Here is a 17,648-nt window from a genome sequence, read left to right on the forward strand (position 1 = left end):
AGTTTTCTGCACGGGCCGACAGCGCCGCACCCATGGAGACCTATCAGCAACTCGATCTCTTCGGCGAAGTGTTCGAGCGGATCCGCTCGGAATATGTCGAAGAAACGTCGGACCGGGAGCTGATCGAGGCTGCCATATCCGGCATGCTGAGCTCGCTGGACCCCCATTCCTCCTATATGGATCCCGATAGCTACGAAGGCATGCAGACCCAGACGCGCGGCTCGTTCGGCGGCCTCGGCATCGAGGTCACGATGGAAAACGGCTTCGTCCGGGTCGTGTCGCCGATCGATGACACGCCGGCATTCGACGCCGGCATCGAGGCCGGCGATTACATATCCCATCTGGACGGCGAACCCGTCACCGAAATGGACCTGTCGGACGCCGTGGACCTGATGCGCGGCCCGGTGGGTACGACCATTACGCTGACCATCCTGCGCGGTGATCGCGAGCCTTTCGACGTCGACATCGAACGCGACACGATCCGCATCGAATCGGTCCGATGGCGCACCGAAGACGATATGGGCTATATCCGCGTCACCAGCTTCACAGAGCAGACGACGTCCGAAGTCGAAGACGCCGTGGCCGAACTGGAAGCCGAACTCGGCGACCGTTTCAGCGGACTGGTGATCGATCTGCGCAACAATCCCGGCGGGCTGTTCGACCAGGCGATCTCGATGTCGGATCTGTTCCTGAGCCAGGGCGAAATCGTTTCAACGCGCCCGCGCGATGAAAGCCGCGCGCAGCGTTTCAACGCCGAAGAGGAAACGATCGCCGACGATATTCCGATCGTTGTCCTGATCAACGCCGGTTCGGCATCGTCGTCGGAAATCGTCGCCGGCGCCCTTCAGGACCATCGCCGGGCACTGATCCTGGGCACGGACAGCTATGGCAAGGGATCCGTCCAGAGCGTCATACCGCTGGCCGGCAACGGCGCCATGCGCCTCACCACGGCCCGCCACTACACGCCTTCGGGGCAATCCATACAGGCAACCGGAATCGTCCCGGACATCTTTGTACCGCAGGCGCGAATCGAAGAAGTCGACATTGTCGCGCGTCGCGAGGCCGATCTGCGCAACGCCCTGACCAACCCCAATATGCTCCCTGCGCAGCCAGCCGACGACCCGGCCGATGATTCTGGTGACGAGTCTGGCAACGATAACGAAAACGGCGCCGGCGATAATAACTCGGGTGATGATGGCGGGGAGAACGGTGCAGCCGAAGACGGCAATGGAAATGGCGAAAACGAGAACGGCAACACGAACAACGGCAATGGCAACGGCAACGGCAACGGCAACGGCGACACCGATACGACCGAAGACGAAGCTGCGGCCGAGGCCGAAGAGACCTTCGAAGACTATCAACTCTCGCGCGCACTCGACATCCTGAAAGGGATTGCCTTGTTCCATCGAGACGAAATACGGTAAACGCTTTTGGGTTCGTATCCGAACGGGCGGACTATGAATCCAAAGGGGGTACCATTCTGATGCGAGGCAAGGCGCGATCAGCACACTCGGCAGGCGGTAGCCCTACCGCCCGCCGCGTGGGATTGGGGGCGGCGTGAGAGCGTTCTTGTCGGCTCTTTTCATCGTCGCGCTCATTCTGGCGGGAGTGGGATTCTGGCTATATCTGGAAGAGGATGTCACCCTCGGCGAATTACGGACCCAGGCCGACCGGACGACGCTCAGCCACAGTGTCGACCTCGCCAGCGCCCGGGAACCGGATCCATCGGCAGATCCGGCCCCGGAAATGCCCCCGGAACCGGCATCCAACGGTGCGACTTCAGGGGTCACGCCAAGCACCAGCGCCGAAAGCCCGTCGGCGGGTCCCGGTTCACAGCAACTCGGTGCCCTTAACTCCGATCTGCCGGAGTCCGATCTGGCCTCCCTGCCGAGGGCCGATGACGCATCCGACGACCGGCAGAACTCGACGCCCCCAGAGCAAAACGCCACCATCAGCGGCATCGATGGCAGCTCGGACGAGCTTTCGGACCCGCTGCCAATGCCGGAATTGAAACGGGACGCCCCCGCTGACGCTGGCCCTGACTCCGACGCGGGCGAGCCGCCGGAAACGCCGGATGCAACCATAGCCCTGTCACCAGATACCGGCACCCCGGCGGTGCGCGATCGCGGCGACGCTGCCCGTGTCCAGGATGACGATGGATCGGCGTCGACCGGCGCCAGCAGCGACACCGGCGGTGACAGGGCCGGTGAGGACGAAACCCCCGGAGACGCTGGCGACATTCAATCCGATGCCCAATCCGGGAACACCCCTGCGTCGAACCGTCGCGACCCACCATCGCAAGAGTCCGCGTCTGACGACGATATCGATCTGGCCGCGCTGCCGGAGACAGCCCCTGATGCCGAACCGACAGGCCTTGATGAACCACCGCTTCAGGCAGACGAGCCACGGGAGCAACAACTCGAAGCAGGAGGCAACGCCGCTTCGTCCGACGAGCCAGCATCGACCAGCGCCGATGGCGAAGACACGCCTGCCGCCGGACCTGCTCCGGTCGACCCGACGCCCGCCCTGCCGACGCCCGAGAATCCGGCGATTGCCCTGGTGGTCATCGATCTCGGTCAGTCCAGTGCCGCGACCGAAAGCGCGATTCAACGGCTGCCGGGGGCGGTGACGCTCGCCTTCACGCCCTATGCCAATACATTGTCACGATGGCTTCCCCAGGCCGTAGCCGCGGGTCATGAGGTTCTGATGATGGTTCCCATGGAACCCGTCAGCTATCCTCGCGACGATCCGGGGCCGCAGACGCTTCTGACCTCGTTGACGGCAGAGACCAATCTCAGCCGCCTGGATTGGGCTTTGGGGCGCGGCGAAGGCTATATCGGTGTCGTCAACAATATGGGATCCCGGATGACGGCGTCACGCGACAGCATCACGCCCATTCTCGATGAGATCCAGGATCGGGGTCTCATGTTCCTTGACAGCCGTACGGCGCGTAACAGCGTCGTCGGCGCGGTCGCCGGCGAAATCGGGTTGCCGGTGGCGGTCAACGACCGTTTCATCGACCGCGTCGCAGCCCGCAACGAGATCGACGCCCAATTGGCCGAACTGGAATCGGTGGCCCGCCAGCGCGGCTATGCTGTCGGTATCGCCGGCTCCTATCCGGTGACATTCGAACGAATTGCAGCCTGGCTCCCGACGCTGGAGGACAAGGACATCGATCTGGTGCCGATCAGCCGGATCGCCTATGGCACCGACTCCCTGCAAGCAGGCGCAACACCATGACGAACGACAGCCGCCCCGGCATGGATATTCCCGAAACGGCACAGCTGCCCTATCGGCCCTGCGTGGGGATCGTCCTGATCAATCCGGACGGCCGTATCTTCACCGCGCGGCGCAGCGACACGCCCGAGGCGTGGCAGATGCCGCAAGGCGGCATTGATCCGGGCGAAGCCGTCGACGCCGCCGCCTTTCGCGAACTGCACGAGGAAACCGGCGTCAGCAATGCCCGCATTCTCGACCGCATGCCGGAATGGGTGACGTATGATCTGCCAGAGCACCTGATCGGCAAGGTCTGGGGCGGCCGCTATCGGGGACAGAAGCAAATGTGGGTCGCCATGGCCCATGACGGCGACGACCGTGACATCGACCTGGCGCATCACGCGCCGGAGTTCGACGCCTGGCGCTGGTCGACGCCCGAAATGGTGCTGGCTGATATCGTGCCCTTCAAACGCGGCGTCTATAGCCGCATCCTGGATCAGTTCAGCCCGTATTTCGTACAACGTTAACGAAGCTCCCGTAAGGTCCGCAGGCTTGGCAAGTCATGGAGAGTCTGCGTCGTGACCGTTCCCGCCTTCCGCCCCTTGATCCGCCTCTACGAGGCAAACAGATCTTTCCCGCATCCTCGCCCCCACCCTGATCGTCCCGCCCTTATCGTCCCGGGGCACCGATCGGGGACCCCGATCCGGATGCACCCGGTTCGATTGTCAAGGCCGAGAGTTGCTGCACGAGGTCCCGGGTCTGCAGCGCGTCACTTCGTGGCCGCGCAGCGCCCGGGACGATCAGGGTGTGGAAATCATTATCCCCGCGATCGATTCCAATGGGTGAACACGGTCGATATCCGCTTCGGGGGCCGCTTTCTGACCACAATCCTTCTGGGGGCCCTGCTCCTGCTGCTCGCGGCATGCGGGGGTACAGGCGGGGGGTCGAGGCAGCCGCCGCTGGTCTATCCGACAGGCGGACCCTGCCTTTCGGCGCTGGACAGCCGGCAGGTCGACTACGTCCATGCCCGCCTCGCGGGCGTGTCCGGCGGCGGATCCGGCGGCTGCGGTATCGACACGCCGATATCGTTGTCAACATCTACGGCCGACCTGAACGCTCCCGTGCGCGTCGGCTGTGCCATCGCCCTGGCCATGAACGAATTCGAACGCCGGATCCTGCAACCCGCCGCACAGGCGCATTTCGGGCAGCACATAACCCGCATCCATCACATGGGCGGGTATGCCTGCCGGACGATCGCCGGTTCGCGGCGGATTTCCCAGCACGCCCTGGGCAAGGCCATCGATATCGGCGGCTTTGAACTGGCCGACGGGCGTGTGATCAACGTCCGCCGACACTGGCACGGCCCGCGCGCCCAATCCGCATTCCTGCGCGACGTGGCGCGCGGCGCCTGCCAGACCTTCAATACTGTCCTGTCGCCGTCAACGGACGCCGCCCACCACGACCATTTCCATTTCGACCTCGCGCCCTGGCGGCACTGTTCGGTCTAGATCCGGTCCCAGTGGGGGCGGTCCGGGCGGGCAGCTCAGCCGATGGCAACGGCCTTAACGGCCTCGTCGGCTTCGTCGGTGTAGGTGGCGAAATTCTCGGCGAACATGCTCACCAACCGACGCGCCTGGGCGTCATACGCCTGCGGGTCGTCCCAGGTCTGCCGCGGATCCAGCAGATCGGCCGAAACGCCGGGCGCCGATTCCGGGACTTCGAAGCCGAAATTCGGGTCGCGCCGGAACTTCGAGTCGTTCAGCGAGCCGTCGAGCGCGGCATTCAGCAGTGCACGCGTCGCCTTGATCGGCATGCGATGGCCGACACCATAAGCGCCGCCCGTCCAGCCCGTATTCACCAGCCAGCACCGAACACCGTGCTTCATGATGCGCTGCGCCAGAAGACGTCCGTATTCGGCGGCGTGACGCGGCATGAAAGGTCCACCGAAACAGGTCGAGAATGTCGCCTCCGGCTCCTTGCCCAGTCCCTTTTCCGTGCCGGCAAGTTTCGCGGTATAGCCGGACAGGAAATGATAGATCGCCTGATGGACACTCAGCCGCGCGATCGGCGGCATGACACCGAAGGCATCCGCCGTCAGCATGATGATGGCGGACGGATGGCTGGCTTCGCCGCCGGGCAAAACATTGGGAATTGCCGACAGCGGATACGCCGCCCGTGTATTTTCGGTATAGCGGTCGCTGTCGAGGTCGAGGCGCCGGGATACGGGATCGACGACGACATTCTCCAGAACCGTGCCGAAGCTGCGCGTGGCGGCGGCGATTTCAGGCTCCGCCTCGGCCGACAGGCGGATCACCTTGGCATAGCAGCCGCCTTCGAAATTGAAGATGCCGCCATCGTGCCAGCCATGCTCGTCATCGCCGACCAGATGGCGGCTGGCGTCGGCGGACAACGTCGTCTTGCCTGTTCCGGAGAGGCCGAAAAAGATCGCCGACTTGCCGTCGTCATCGACATTCGCCGAACAGTGCATGGGCATGACGCCTTTTTCCGGCAGCAGATAGTTCAGAATGGTAAAGACCGACTTCTTCATTTCACCGGCATAGGAGGTGCCGCCGATCAGGACGATCCGGCGCGTGAAGTCGACGGCGATGACGGTTTCGCTTTTCAACCCGTGCGCGGCCGGATCGACGGTCAGTTCCGGCATCTGAAGGATGGTGAAATCCGGCTCGGCACTGTCTCCGCCCGCTGACGCTCCGACCTCGGATTCGGCCGGTTCGATCAGAAGATGCCGGGCGAACAGCGCCTGCCATGCGTGTTCCGTCACCAGCCGGACCCGGATGCGATGGGTGGCATTGGCACCGGCATCTAGGTCCTGGACCCAGAGCCGCTCAGCCTTTTTGATATGCGCGCAGAAGGTATCCAGAAGGCCGCTAAACGTCTCCGGACTCATGGGCTGATTGTTGTCCCACCAAACCGTGTCTTCGGTACGGGCGTCGCGGACGATATACTTGTCCGATGCCGAACGACCGGTATGGCGGCCAGTATGCACGGCAAGAGCGCCATCGGCTGAGATCAATCCTTCCCCGCGTTCGACGGCGTCCTGGAACAGCGCCGCGGACGATGCGTTTCGATGCACGCGCGCCGCGTCGCCAACCGCCGTCTGAATGTCGAGGGTCGGGGATTGCTCGGTCATACTTCTCTTCCTTTCCTATTACTCACACCCCAGAAACTGTACGGGGGTATGGCACAAAAACATCGGCAAAGCCGATGCCGATCCTGATCGCACGCGGCCTCCGCAATTCCGGAAATCAAGGGGCGAACCGGACGCACGACAGACCTGTCGCCAATGGGCAGAACCGGCCAACCGCGGCCGGCATTTCTGGAAACGTTTCCAGGATTCATGCCAAAGCCTACCACTTTGGTCCATGTTTTTCAGCATACTTACCGATGCGGCCTTGTGTGCGCATCCCGGCTGCGGCATCACGCGCGCCCCAATTGCGGTGACGGTGGGCGGCGGCGCCAAGAGTATGCTATTCTCGGGATCCTGGATTTCTCGGTCCGACCCGGAGCCGCTCATGGACATGTTCACGATTTTTGCGGCATTGGCGATCCTGGTGGCGACGGCCGTCGTCGGCGGCGTCTGCATCATGATGCTGCGCGACCCTCCCGGGACGGATGCCGATACCGTCAGCGACCGTGGCGAGCCGATACGACGCGTCGTCCGGGGCAAGTGCGGCAAGGTCAGCGAGTTCTATGCGTCGGACGTGGCCCCGTCCGGAACGACGGATCGCCGGGGTGCCGCCCGTCCCTTTGTGCGGACCCATGGCGACGGCCCCGCCCCCATGTTTCCCGGGCTGATCACGCTTCGGCGTCTCCTTGCCCATGGCCTGGCCGTGCTGCGGCCTGTCGCGGCGCGCGCCGGATTGCCGGTCGCCGCCACGCGCCGAAGCGTTCAGGGCGAACTGGTTTCACTCGCCGGGACGGTCGTGGAGCCGTGGGAGGATGCCGTCAACCGCCTTGGCATCGAATATCCGTTGGCTGACCGGGGGCTGGTGCACCGGGCAGTGGAGACCGTTCAGACGGCCTGGGGCCGCATGGCCGGCGACGAGCCGCGCATGACTCCGATGGCGCAGCGGATCGCGATAACCGGACTTCTCAGCGACGACACCTGCCGCAAAGCACTCGCCGCTCCCCGCCAAATGACCGAAGAGTGGCTTGTCGATCGTGCGCAGATGCTGCTGGCGCGTCAGGTCCTGACCCCGCCATCCGGCCGGCGTGCCGGCACGGGATAAGCATTGGGTGATAGCGAGGGGATAGCGAGGGGATAGCGAGGGGGCAGTGTTGATCAGGACACCTCCGGCGCAATGGCATCCGCCCATGCGGCCGTGATATCACCCCGGCCATGACCGAAGCTGCAGACCTGGACTGGACCAATCCCGCCGGCCCGCGATCCCGTGCCTATGACGATCTTTATTTCAGCGGCGAGGACGGATTGGCCGAAAGCCGCTTCGTCTTTCTCGACGGCGTCGGCCTGAACGAAAACTGGGCCGGACGGCGCGGGTTCACGATCGGCGAGACCGGATTCGGGACGGGCCTGAACTTTCTGGCGGCATGGGATCGGTGGCGCCGAAGTCCCGACCGGCCAGAGCGTTTGCATTTCCTGTCGGTCGAGGCTGAACCTTTGCAGGCCACCGACATCCGCCGCGCCCATGCCCGCTGGCCGGAACTGGCCGACCTTTCCGCCCGGCTGGCCGACGCCCTGCCAGCGCCGGTCGGCGGCTTTCATCGGCGTCACTTCGACGGCGGGCGGGTCACCCTGACCTTGCTGCATGGCGACGGCGCGACCCTGTTGGCCAGCGCCGTCGCCCATGTCGACGCCTGGTTTCTGGACGGTTTCGCGCCGGAGCGAAATCCCGCCCTGTGGACGCCGGGCCTGTTCGAAACCCTCGGTCGCCTGTCCGCACCCGGCGCGCGGCTGGCAACGTTCACCGCCGCCGGCCATGTGCGCCGGACGCTGGCCGATGCAGGCTTCGAGGTGGAGCGGCGCCCCGGCTTCGGCCGCAAGCGCCACATGACTGTCGGACGCTGGACCGGCAGCGCCGACCGCGCGGTGCTAAAGTCGTGGCCGGCGGATTGCGTCGCCGGCACGGCGCGGCAAGCGATCATCGTCGGTGCGGGCGTCGGTGGTTGCGCCATGGCGCAGGCCCTGCGACGGCGCGACTGGTCGGTCACGGTTATCGATCGCAATCCATCGCCGGGCAGTGCAGCTTCGGGCAATCCGGCGGCATTGCTGCAGCCGCGCGCCCAGCTGAACGACGATCCGTGGACGCTGTTCGGTATGGCAGCGGACGGCTACACCCGCCACATCATCAAAGACCTGGCCGAGACACCGCCTCCGGGTTTGGTCGCAGAAGAGGAGCCTTTGGCGAACTGGTGCGGCGGGCTGGAACTCGCGGTTGCGCCGCGCGAACGCCACCGACAAACCGCGCTGGCGGCGTGGACGGGCGAGACGCGCAATATCTTCCAAATCGTGGACCGGCAGGAAGCTTCCGACATCGCCGGCATCCCGGTCTCTCACTCCGGCCGCTGGTATCCCGACGCCGGCTGGATCGCGCCGCTACCGGTTCTGTCGCGCGCGCTCGGCAGTGATGGGCCGCTTGCCGCCACCGCCCGCCACGCCCGTCGCGACGACAACGGCCTCTGGCAAGTGTACGACAGTCACGACCGGCTCATCGCCGCCGCGCCGGTGCTGATCCTGGCGACCGGAGCGGGCGGATTGATCATTGGTGACGCCATGTTCGATCCCGCGCGCCATACCGACGCCCTCGACGATTCACCAGACCGCCGATTCTACGGTGCGCTTCGCCCCGCGCGTGGCCGGATTACCGAGGTCGCCGCGACCGGGACGACCACCGGGCTGCGCTGCGTCCTGTCCGGGGACGGCTATATCATGCCGGCCGGCGCGGGACGCCACATGGCCGGCGCGACATATGTCGCTATCGATCCGGCGGCGCTGGCCCATGGTCCGGCGGGCGGCGACGTACCGCCGTCGGCAGAGACGGAGACCGCCGACGATCAGGTCACGTTGAGCCGCATCGCCAGTCTGGCGCCGTCGCTGACATCGGCCCGTGCGGTCGGGGGCCGATCAGGCATCCGGATCACCACCGCCGACCGACGACCCTTCGCCGGCCCGGTTCCCGGTTCTGGTCCCGGATCGGGGCCGGCGCCCGGCCTGTTCACCCTGTCAGCGCTGGGATCGCGCGGCTTCGGCCAAGCTTGGCTGCTGGCCGACATGATTGCCAGCCATCTGGAGAGCGAGCCGCTGCCAATGTCAGTCGATCAGATCGCCTGCGTCGATCCGTCCCGGTTCGGTCGATAGACGCTGTCCTTCGGCACTATTCGGCATGCACGGATTTGCGCAGCCGCGAGGTGCGCAGTTCTCCTGCTTCCTCCAGGATCGGATAGGCTGCGGTCGACAACAACCCGTTCAATCGCTTGAGATCGCGGACCATGTCGAGGTGGAGCGATGACGTCGAAATGCTCTCGGTGCGCCCCTCTTCCAGCCGCTTGTGGTGACTGTCCAGCGCCTGCTTTTCCAGCACCCGGAATTGTTCTTTTTCACGCAGCAATCGCCGCGCAAGGGTCCGGTCGCCGGAGATGAACACGCTCATCGACAGTTGCAGGTTCTGCTGCAGGCGTTGATAGATCCGCTCGATCTCGGCCTGCCCCTCGGTGGACATGGAAAGCTGGTTCTTGATCTTCTTCGTCGCCAGATTGCGCAGGCTGCCCTCGACGATGTCGCCGCAGTATTCCAGGTTGGTCGCGAACTGCATGATGTCGCCGCACCGCTTGTTCTCGTCTTCCTCCAACGCCTCCCGCCGCAATTCGGTCAGGTACAGCTTGATCCCTTCGAACAGGCGATCGATCTTGCGCTCCATCACCGTGATTTCCTGCAGCCGGGTCCTGTCCCCGCTGGTGAACACCTCCAGGCTGGTCCGCAGCATCCGATCGATGGTGTCGCCCATGCGCAGCGTTTCCCGGGACGCATTGGCCAGCGCCATCGATGGTTCGTTCAGCGCCGCACGTTCCAGATAACGCGGTGCGGTATCGTCGTCGCCCGGTTCGGCATGCTCCTTCAGCAGGCGGGTCAACAGGCGCTCCAGGGCGCCGACCAGCGGCAGAAACATCAGTGCGACCAACAGGTTGAAGGCGGTGTGCGCATTGACCATCTGGCGGGCCGGCGACTCCGCCGTCATGGTGATGATCGGCTGCAATGCCTCGGCAAACGGCAGCACCAGGATGACGATGGATATCTTCATCAGGGCGTTGCCGATCGCCACCCGACGGGCGGGCGCCGAGAATGCCGCGGTCGCAACGATCGGGGCGATGGTGCCGCCGACATTGGCGCCGAGCACGAGGATGAGGCCGAGCGCGGGTGAAATCGCGCCGCTGCCTGCCATCGACATCACGAGCAGAACCGTCGCAAGACTGGAATGCGCCAGCCAGGTCAGGATCGCCGCCACCATGATCGCCAGCAGCGGTTCGTCGGCCAGCGACCGGATCACGATGCCGACGACCGGGGAGTCCTGCATCGGTGCAGAGGTTTCAACGATGATGCCCAGCGACAGCAGCATCAGGCCGAGCCCGATGGCAACGCGGCCGAGATCGCGCGCCCGCTTGGTGCCGCTGGCGGAAAAGGCGACGAAGCCCGCGAAGATCAGGATCGGCGACAGGAACGACATATCCAGACTCAGCACCTGCGCGACCAGCGTGGTGCCGACATCGGCACCCAGCATGATGGCCAGCCCCGGCGCCGTGGCAATCAGGCCGCGGCTGGCAAAGGATGCGGTGATCAGGCAGGTGGCGGTCGAGCTTTGCAGCAGCGAGGTCACGCCAAGCCCGGCCCCGAACGCCGAAAGCCGATGGCCGACATACCGCCCCATGAAGCGGCGCAGATTGGCGCCGAACGCACGCTCCATCCCCGTCCGGACCATGCGCATGCCCCAGAGCAACAGGGCAACCGCCCCCATCAGATGAATCAGCATGGCGGTAGCGGACACCGCGCAGTCTCCTCGCATCGTTGCTCTGCCGGCCGGCCCGCCAGGACGACGCCCGGGCCAGGAACCGCGGGCCAGGAACCGCGGGCCAAGAACCCCGGCGAAGTACAATGCGTTACAGATTGTTACAGTTTTATGACACACGGCGCCACGGAGCGTCATGCCAGCAATCGCACTGGCATGCAAGCCGTGGCCGCCGTGTCCGGTTCCCTCAGGCCGGCCCGATCAGGACGGATCAGGGTTTCAGGACGATGGCCCCCGTGGTTTCCCGCGCTGCCAGTGCCCGGTGTGCCTCGGCCGCCTCCGCCAGCGGCAGCGTCAGGTCGACGCTGGCAGAGATCCACCCCTTGGCCAGCGCCTCGAAGACATTGCCGGAAATCGCCTCAATCGATGGGCGATCGACGGCATAATGAAAGAGCGTCGGCCGGGTCAGGCTGGTGGATTTTTTTGCCAGGAGCGCCGGGTCGACCGGCGACACCGGGCCGGAGGATTGGCCGAACAGCACCATATGCCCCCGCAGCGACAGGCATTCCATCGAAGTGTCGAAGGTATCGCGGCCGACGCCGTCATAGACGACGCGAACGCCCTTGTCGCCGGTGATCTCGCGCACCCGCTTCGCCACGTCCTCGCGACCGTAAAGGATCGTGTGGTGGGCGCCGGCCGCGATCGCCTTTGCCGCCTTCTCCGGTGTCGATGTCGTGCCGATGACGGTCGCGCCCAACGCCCGCGCCCAGCCGCACAGCAGCAGCCCCACACCGCCTGCCGCCGCGTGCACCAGAATGGTGTCGCCCTTGTGCACAGGCTCGGTCCGATGAAGCAGATATTCCGCCGTCATGCCCTTGAGCATCAGCGACGCCGCCTGATCGTCGCTGACGCCGTCCGGCAGGCGTACCAGACGCATTGCCGACATGACGCGCGCTTCGCAATAGGCACCGGGCGGCGGGCCGGCATAGGCAACCCGATCCCCCGGCGCGACCCAGTCCACACCCTCGCCAACGGCCTCGACGATGCCCGCCGCCTCCATGCCGATCGAAGCGGGCAGCGCGGGCAACGGGTACAGCCCGCTGCGGAAATAGATATCGATGAAATTGACGCCGACGGACGTGTGCCGAACCCGCGCCTCGCCCGCACCCGGTTCACCGACGGGAACGTCCGTCCATTTCATCACTTCGGGACCGCCGGTTTCCGATATCACGATTGCCTTGACCATACCCATCTCCTCAAATCCTGCGTGACCGCACAGGCTAGGCCCTGTGCCGCCGGGCCGCAAGACGATGGCGCGCGCCCCTGAAGGAGCCTTTGACGGCCTGGACCGGACCCTGCCCCGCAATGACGCTATGTGTGGCGGACAGGATCGGAGGAACCGGCATGTTTGACGGCATAGGCGGCGGCTTCGAGCGGATCATGGCCATGAACGAGTCCATCTGGGCGCGGCATGCGAATTCCTGGATCGGCTGGTGAGCGCTGATCCCGATAGCTGCGGTGGTGATCTGGGGGGCCGGACCCCACACCTATGCCATCCGCGCGTTGATTATTCGCACTTATCACCAACCCGCTATTGCGATTGCGAATGATTCGCATTATCGTTCTCGCACGAAAGGGAACTGCAATGACCGACCAGCCAAACTCCCCCGCCTCCACCACGATCCTCGTTCTTTCGACAGAGCGCGCCATTCCGCCAGTTCTCGACCCCTACGAACGCGACGGAACCCTGGTCGCGCTTATGGATCATGACCTGAGCGAGCGTGACATCGACCGAAGTACCGGTCTGATCACGACCATCCATCTCGACCAGATACGGTTTCACGAACTCAGGCCCGCTATCGACCGGTTCTTTCGCCGGGGCGGGCGCCTGTTCTTCAACGGCCATCCAGTCAGGCGGTTCGTCGACGGGCTGACCCCGTTCGTACCGCTGGACAGCCCGCGCCGCCGCGATCTCGATCTCTCGGCGCTGACCGCGCATCCGGTCTTCGCCGGCATCGACACCCCCAGCCTCGCAACGCGCAAGGGCGTCGCCGGTTTCTTCGGCCGCGGCCACGCCCCCCCGCCACCGGGTGCCGCTGCCGTCACCGGCCTCGGCCCGAATCGATGGCCGGTGGATTGGACCTGGGATACGCCCGCCGGCGGAACGCTGTTCATCCACGCCGGCAACGATCTGTGGTCCGTCGCCGACGACCCGGCTGTCAACGCGCGGCTGGCCGGCAACATCATCCAATGGGTCACGTCATGAGCCTGATCGCCGTCCATCCCGGTGCCGCCTATCACATCGAAAGCCTGGAGGCGCCCCGTTATGCCGGGTATTTCAACCGGCTCGTCCGCCCGGAAAGCCTGAGCGACATCGCGTTCGACGCCGATGACGTCCTGCTCGTCCCGTGTCGCACACCGCCGGCGCGGATGACGCCCCACCGGACTCGTCTGCTGCGTCATTTGCAGGACGGCGGCTCAATCGTGGCCATGGGCGAAGCCCGGTCCGATCTGTGGCTGCCCGGCATCAGCTTTACGCCGCAACCGACCAACTGGTGGTGGTGGCTGGAGGAAGGCGCGGATCTGGGCGTGCGCATCGCCGCGCCGGAACATCCGCTCTTCAGTTATCTGTCGCGCTTCGACCTGACCTGGCATCTGCACGGCTGGTTCCAGCCACCCGACGGCGCCGACATCCTGGCGACCGACGGCGACGGCCGGGCCATCCTTTATGTCGACCGCGTCACCACCGCTGGCACGATGATCGTCACCAGTCTGGACCCCTTCTATCACCACGGCTCGCATTTCATGCCGGCCACAACGCGGTTCCTGGACGGCTTTCTGCCCTGGCTCCGGACGGGGATCCGGACGGGGGGCAGAGACTCGCGCCAGACCGACTTTCAACAGGCCGCCCCGGCTCAGAAGCCGACCGCCGTCATCATCCCGTTCAACAGCAACACTGGACCCCTCAATGACACCGTTCTGCCCAAACCTCACCGTTCTTGAGGACGGCCACCCGATCACCTTCTCGATCCAGGATGCGATGAACTATCACGGCCCGGGCTATCCGGGCGGTGTCGTCCACGGCTACAAGGTTCTGGAACGCGCCCTGCCGCTGCTGGGCGCGGACGGCGCGGTCGAGCGGCGCGGCATCGGCATCGAAACCGCGTTCCCCGGCCCCGGTGCCCGGGACACGTTCGAACTGGTCACCCGCGCGGTCACCGGCGACCGCTACCAGGTCGACCTGAACCTTGCATCGCCGGACGTCGTCGAAAGCCCGAAGGGGCGGTATGTCTTCCGCCTCACCTATCGCGAGACGCAGGTCGAGATCGTCATCCGCCCCGGCCATGTGCGGCCGGAATTCATTGCCATGGCCCGTAAGCCTGACCGCACGCCGGATGACGAAGTGCAGCTCGCCGACCTCAAACGCGAGATGGCCGACCGCCTGATGCCGCTGCCGGCGGCAGAAATCTACGACGCCACGATCCTCTGAATCCCGGCAAACCAGACCAGGAAAACCCATGACCAGACGACATCTATTCGCCTCCTCTGCCCTCGCCGCCGCCACGCTGCTGCACGCCGTTTCGCCGGCAACTGCCGACGACGGCTCGATCCGGTTCGAGGATCAGGACGGGCGCACCATCACCCTGGACGGACCGGCGGAACGCATCATCACCATCCCGATGCCCAGCGCGGCGATGATGGTCGCCGTCGACGGCGGCACCGAACGGCTGGCGGGCATGCACCCGATGTCGAAGGCCGCCGTGCGCGGAGAAATCCTCGGCGAGTTGTTCCCGGAGATGCTGTCGGTCCCCGACGGCGTCGTCGGCGAGGGTTTCATGCCGAATATCGAGGAAGTTCTGACCCAGGACCCGGATCTGGTCTTCCAATGGGCCCATCGCGGTGCCGACATCATCGAGCCGCTGGAAAACGCCGGCCTTACCGTCGCCGGGCTGAGTTACGGCACCGAAGAGGACACGCGCGCCTGGATCCGGATGATGGCGACGGCAACCGGCCAACCGGAACGGGCCGACACGCTGATCGACTGGCGCGACGGTGCCCTGCGAGAAGTGGGGGCGGCAGTCGAGGACGCCGTTGCGAACGCAGATCCGTCGGGGGACAGCAGCGAAGCGCCGACGGTCCTGTACTTCAACCGGTTCCTGTCGGATCTTCGGGTGGCCGGATCGGAAACCTATAATGACTTCTATATCGGCCTGGCCGGCGGCGCCAACCCGGCGGCCGATGCCGGCAGCGGCTGGCTGACCGTCGATCAGGAGCAGGTGCTGGCCTGGGACCCCGACGTCATCCTGCTCAACGGGTTCGAGAGCGATCTGTCGCCGCAGGACGTCTACGATCATCCCGTTCTGTCGAACCTGACGGCGGCAGCCGAACGGCGAGTCTACCAGATGCCGCTTGGCGGCTATCGGTGGGATCCGCCGAACCAGGAATCGCCGCTGACCTGGATGTGGCTGGCCGAGATACTGCACCCCGATCTCGACCCGGACTGGACGCTGCGTTCGGAGATCATCGACGCCTATCAGATGCTTTATGGCGCGACACTGACGCAAAGTCAGATCGACGGCATATTGAGGGTGACGGCGAACAGCGATTCCGCCGGCTACGAGCGGTTCCATGCCGACTGATACATCAATCGCCGGACACAGTTCCGGGCGGGGCGCCGGGCGCAACCGGGCCGCGCTTTGGACGGGTCTGGCTGTGCTCACCGCCGCCGTGGCGATTGTATCGCTCGGGCTCGGCCGCTATCCGCTCGGCCCCCTGGAAGTTCTGGCAGTGCTGGGGCTGCCGGTGCTGCCGACCATGCCGCCGGAACCTGTGGCCGAAGCGGTCGTATGGCAGGTCCGTCTGCCGCGGATCGCGCTGGCCATGGTGGTCGGCGCCGGCCTTTCCGCCAGCGGTGCGGCGCTGCAGGGGATATTCCGCAACCCGCTGGTCGGGCCGCAAATCATCGGCGTCTCGGCCGGCGCGGCCTTTGGCGGCGCGCTCGCGTTGCTGGCGACATCCAGCCTGGTCGTGCTGATGTCGAACGCCTTCATCTTCGGCCTGATCGCACTGTTGGGCGTCTTCTTCATCGCCCGCACCGACGGCCGAACGCCGGTTCTGATGCTGGTTCTTGCCGGCGTCGTCGTCGGCGCGTTTTTCGACGCACTGGTGTCGTTCGTGACCTATATCGCCGATCCCGACGACACGCTGCCGGCGATCGTCTACTGGCTGATGGGCAGTTTCGCCTCGGCCTCGTACACCAAGCTCTGGCTCGTGGCCGGGATCGTCGGCGTTTTCGGCGGACTGCTTCACCTGATGCGGTTCCGGATCAATATCCTCTCGCTGGGCGACGAAGAGGCCAACGCGCTCGGCATTTCGGTCGAACCGACGCGCTGGGCGATCCTGATCGCGGTCACGGCGATCACCGCCGCCACCGTCGCGGTATCGGGCATCGTCGGCTGGGTCGGCCTCGTGGTGCCGCATATCGCCCGCATGCTGGTCGGGCCGGATCATCGCGACCTCATCCCGGCATCGGCGCTGATCGGCGCCGCCTTCATGACGACCATCGACAGCCTGGCCCGTACGATGACGATCGCGGAAATACCCATCGGCATCCTGACCGCCATCGTCGGCGCGCCGGTCTTCGCCATTCTACTCAGACGCACAAAAGCAGGAGGTTGGTCATGACCGATATCGCAATCGGTGCCGGAAATCTGGGCTATCGGCTGCCCCGGTCCGGGCCGTGGATCTTCGAATCGCTGGATTTCGACCTGCCGAAAGGGGCGGTTCTCGGCATCCTCGGCCCGAATGGGCGTGGCAAGACGACCCTGCTGCGGGTCGTGCTCGGCCTGCTGGCTCCGTCGACCGGCACTATCCGAGTCGAAGGCGCGACCGGTTATGTTCCCCAGTCCTCCGGCCTGCCGTTCGCTTATACCGTGCGCGATGTCGTGGTCATGGGCCGGGCGCGGCATCTGGGGGTTTTCCGCTCGCCGGCTGCGGTCGACTATGCTCATGCCGACCGGGCAATCGAACAACTCGACCTGAGCGATCTGGCCAATCGTCCAGTCACGACGCTGTCTGGCGGGCAGCGCCAGATGGTCATGATCGCCCGTGCCGTCGCCGCCAATGCCGACATCCTGATCCTGGACGAACCGACCGCCGCACTGGATTTCCATAACCAGAACCGCGTCCTGAATACGCTGACGATGCTATCGGCGGAAACCGGCGTGACGGTCGTATTCACGACCCATCACCCGCAGCACACATTGGTCGCGGCCTCGCACACGCTGGCCATGCATCACGGCTGCCGGCCGATATTCGGACCGACTCCGGAAATGGTCACGGACGCGTCGATGTCGGCACTTTACAACATGCCCATCCGAATGGTCGGCATCGACCACGGCGCGCGGCATGTCAGCGGCGTGGTGCCGATCTTTGGACAGGCATCCTGATCGG

At 65.2% G+C, this 17,648-nt stretch carries 15 protein-coding genes; 12 read left to right on the forward strand and 3 right to left on the reverse strand.

Annotation, left to right across the window (positions count from 1 at the left end; translation table 11 throughout):
• Positions 1-32: 32 nt before the first annotated feature.
• The 4 genes from ABZ728_RS07770 to ABZ728_RS07785 all read left to right on the forward strand — a co-directional run bounded on the left by ABZ728_RS07770 (position 33) and on the right by ABZ728_RS07785 (position 4,724).
• A complete protein-coding gene (locus ABZ728_RS07770) occupies positions 33-1,424 on the forward strand; it encodes a S41 family peptidase (protein WP_366655727.1) in 1,392 nt (463 codons plus the stop codon).
• 133 nt (positions 1,425-1,557) lie between these two features.
• Positions 1,558-3,240 (forward strand): divergent polysaccharide deacetylase family protein, encoded by a 1,683-nt coding sequence (locus tag ABZ728_RS07775; RefSeq protein ID WP_366655521.1) that lies wholly within the window; start codon positions 1,558-1,560, stop codon positions 3,238-3,240.
• Positions 3,237-3,743, forward strand: coding sequence for an RNA pyrophosphohydrolase (locus ABZ728_RS07780; protein WP_366655522.1), 507 nt, complete (start codon positions 3,237-3,239; stop codon positions 3,741-3,743). Before ABZ728_RS07775 ends, ABZ728_RS07780 begins: the two co-directional genes overlap by 4 nt.
• A 315-nt stretch (positions 3,744-4,058) precedes the next feature.
• Positions 4,059-4,724, forward strand: coding sequence for an extensin family protein (locus ABZ728_RS07785; protein WP_366655523.1), 666 nt, complete (start codon positions 4,059-4,061; stop codon positions 4,722-4,724).
• A gap of 35 nt (positions 4,725-4,759) precedes the next feature.
• Here ABZ728_RS07785 and ABZ728_RS07790 read toward each other — a convergent pair whose 3' ends face one another.
• Positions 4,760-6,367 carry a phosphoenolpyruvate carboxykinase gene (locus ABZ728_RS07790; protein WP_366655524.1) on the reverse strand — a complete coding sequence of 536 codons (1,608 nt, stop codon included), beginning with the start codon at positions 6,365-6,367 and terminating at the stop codon, positions 4,760-4,762.
• A 382-nt stretch (positions 6,368-6,749) separates the two neighbouring features.
• Between ABZ728_RS07790 and ABZ728_RS07795 the strand changes: the two genes are divergently transcribed.
• Entirely contained in the window at positions 6,750-7,466 is a 717-nt protein-coding gene (locus tag ABZ728_RS07795) for a hypothetical protein (protein WP_366655525.1), read from the forward strand.
• Positions 7,467-7,576: 110 nt separating this feature from the next.
• Positions 7,577-9,553 (forward strand): tRNA (5-methylaminomethyl-2-thiouridine)(34)-methyltransferase MnmD, encoded by a 1,977-nt coding sequence (gene mnmD / locus ABZ728_RS07800; RefSeq protein ID WP_366655526.1) that lies wholly within the window; start codon positions 7,577-7,579, stop codon positions 9,551-9,553.
• 16 nt (positions 9,554-9,569) lie between these two features.
• Here the strand turns inward: mnmD and ABZ728_RS07805 are convergent, their stop codons facing one another.
• Both ABZ728_RS07805 and ABZ728_RS07810 read right to left on the reverse strand, forming a co-directional pair.
• A complete protein-coding gene (locus ABZ728_RS07805; RefSeq protein WP_366655527.1) occupies positions 9,570-11,234 on the reverse strand; it encodes a Na/Pi cotransporter family protein in 1,665 nt (554 codons plus the stop codon).
• Between the two features lie 232 nt (positions 11,235-11,466).
• Positions 11,467-12,441, reverse strand: a complete 975-nt coding sequence (locus tag ABZ728_RS07810) for a quinone oxidoreductase (RefSeq protein WP_366655528.1) — start codon at positions 12,439-12,441, stop codon at positions 11,467-11,469.
• A 399-nt stretch (positions 12,442-12,840) separates the two neighbouring features.
• Between ABZ728_RS07810 and ABZ728_RS07815 the strand changes: the two genes are divergently transcribed.
• From ABZ728_RS07815 to ABZ728_RS07840, 6 genes are read left to right on the forward strand one after another with little or no spacing between them, the layout of a single operon-like run.
• Positions 12,841-13,461 (forward strand): hypothetical protein, encoded by a 621-nt coding sequence (locus tag ABZ728_RS07815; RefSeq protein WP_366655529.1) that lies wholly within the window; start codon positions 12,841-12,843, stop codon positions 13,459-13,461.
• A complete protein-coding gene (locus ABZ728_RS07820; RefSeq protein ID WP_366655530.1) occupies positions 13,458-14,198 on the forward strand; it encodes a hypothetical protein in 741 nt (246 codons plus the stop codon). The genes ABZ728_RS07815 and ABZ728_RS07820 overlap by 4 nt, the downstream gene beginning before the upstream one ends.
• Positions 14,164-14,685 (forward strand): hypothetical protein, encoded by a 522-nt coding sequence (locus ABZ728_RS07825; RefSeq protein ID WP_366655531.1) that lies wholly within the window; start codon positions 14,164-14,166, stop codon positions 14,683-14,685. Before ABZ728_RS07820 ends, ABZ728_RS07825 begins: the two co-directional genes overlap by 35 nt.
• 28 nt (positions 14,686-14,713) lie before the next feature.
• The gene (locus tag ABZ728_RS07830) at positions 14,714-15,835 is read left to right on the forward strand and encodes an ABC transporter substrate-binding protein (protein WP_366655532.1); all 1,122 of its coding nucleotides are present in this window, start codon (positions 14,714-14,716) and stop codon (positions 15,833-15,835) included.
• Positions 15,825-16,880 (forward strand): iron ABC transporter permease, encoded by a 1,056-nt coding sequence (locus tag ABZ728_RS07835; RefSeq protein WP_366655533.1) that lies wholly within the window; start codon positions 15,825-15,827, stop codon positions 16,878-16,880. Before ABZ728_RS07830 ends, ABZ728_RS07835 begins: the two co-directional genes overlap by 11 nt.
• The gene (locus tag ABZ728_RS07840) at positions 16,877-17,644 is read left to right on the forward strand and encodes an ABC transporter ATP-binding protein (protein ID WP_366655534.1); all 768 of its coding nucleotides are present in this window, start codon (positions 16,877-16,879) and stop codon (positions 17,642-17,644) included. The genes ABZ728_RS07835 and ABZ728_RS07840 overlap by 4 nt, the downstream gene beginning before the upstream one ends.
• Positions 17,645-17,648: the final 4 nt, after the last annotated feature.

The organism is Fodinicurvata sp. EGI_FJ10296, assembly GCF_040712075.1.
Classification (GTDB): domain Bacteria; phylum Pseudomonadota; class Alphaproteobacteria; order DSM-16000; family Inquilinaceae; genus JBFCVL01.

Excerpts from the sequence above, each read along its gene's own strand:
- ABZ728_RS07770 (WP_366655727.1), top strand. The coding sequence starts at position 33 with ATGGAGACCTATCAGCAACTCGATCTCTTCGGCGAAGTGTTCGAGCGG.
- ABZ728_RS07780 (WP_366655522.1), top strand. The coding sequence starts at position 3,237 with ATGACGAACGACAGCCGCCCCGGCATGGATATTCCCGAAACGGCACAG.
- ABZ728_RS07790 (WP_366655524.1), bottom strand. The coding sequence starts at position 6,367 with ATGACCGAGCAATCCCCGACCCTCGACATTCAGACGGCGGTTGGCGAC.
- ABZ728_RS07795 (WP_366655525.1), top strand. The coding sequence starts at position 6,750 with ATGGACATGTTCACGATTTTTGCGGCATTGGCGATCCTGGTGGCGACG.
- mnmD (WP_366655526.1), top strand. The coding sequence starts at position 7,577 with ATGACCGAAGCTGCAGACCTGGACTGGACCAATCCCGCCGGCCCGCGA.
- ABZ728_RS07810 (WP_366655528.1), bottom strand. The coding sequence starts at position 12,441 with ATGGTCAAGGCAATCGTGATATCGGAAACCGGCGGTCCCGAAGTGATG.
- ABZ728_RS07815 (WP_366655529.1), top strand. The coding sequence starts at position 12,841 with ATGACCGACCAGCCAAACTCCCCCGCCTCCACCACGATCCTCGTTCTT.
- ABZ728_RS07820 (WP_366655530.1), top strand. The coding sequence starts at position 13,458 with ATGAGCCTGATCGCCGTCCATCCCGGTGCCGCCTATCACATCGAAAGC.
- ABZ728_RS07825 (WP_366655531.1), top strand. The coding sequence starts at position 14,164 with ATGACACCGTTCTGCCCAAACCTCACCGTTCTTGAGGACGGCCACCCG.
- ABZ728_RS07830 (WP_366655532.1), top strand. The coding sequence starts at position 14,714 with ATGACCAGACGACATCTATTCGCCTCCTCTGCCCTCGCCGCCGCCACG.
- ABZ728_RS07835 (WP_366655533.1), top strand. The coding sequence starts at position 15,825 with ATGCCGACTGATACATCAATCGCCGGACACAGTTCCGGGCGGGGCGCC.
- ABZ728_RS07840 (WP_366655534.1), top strand. The coding sequence starts at position 16,877 with ATGACCGATATCGCAATCGGTGCCGGAAATCTGGGCTATCGGCTGCCC.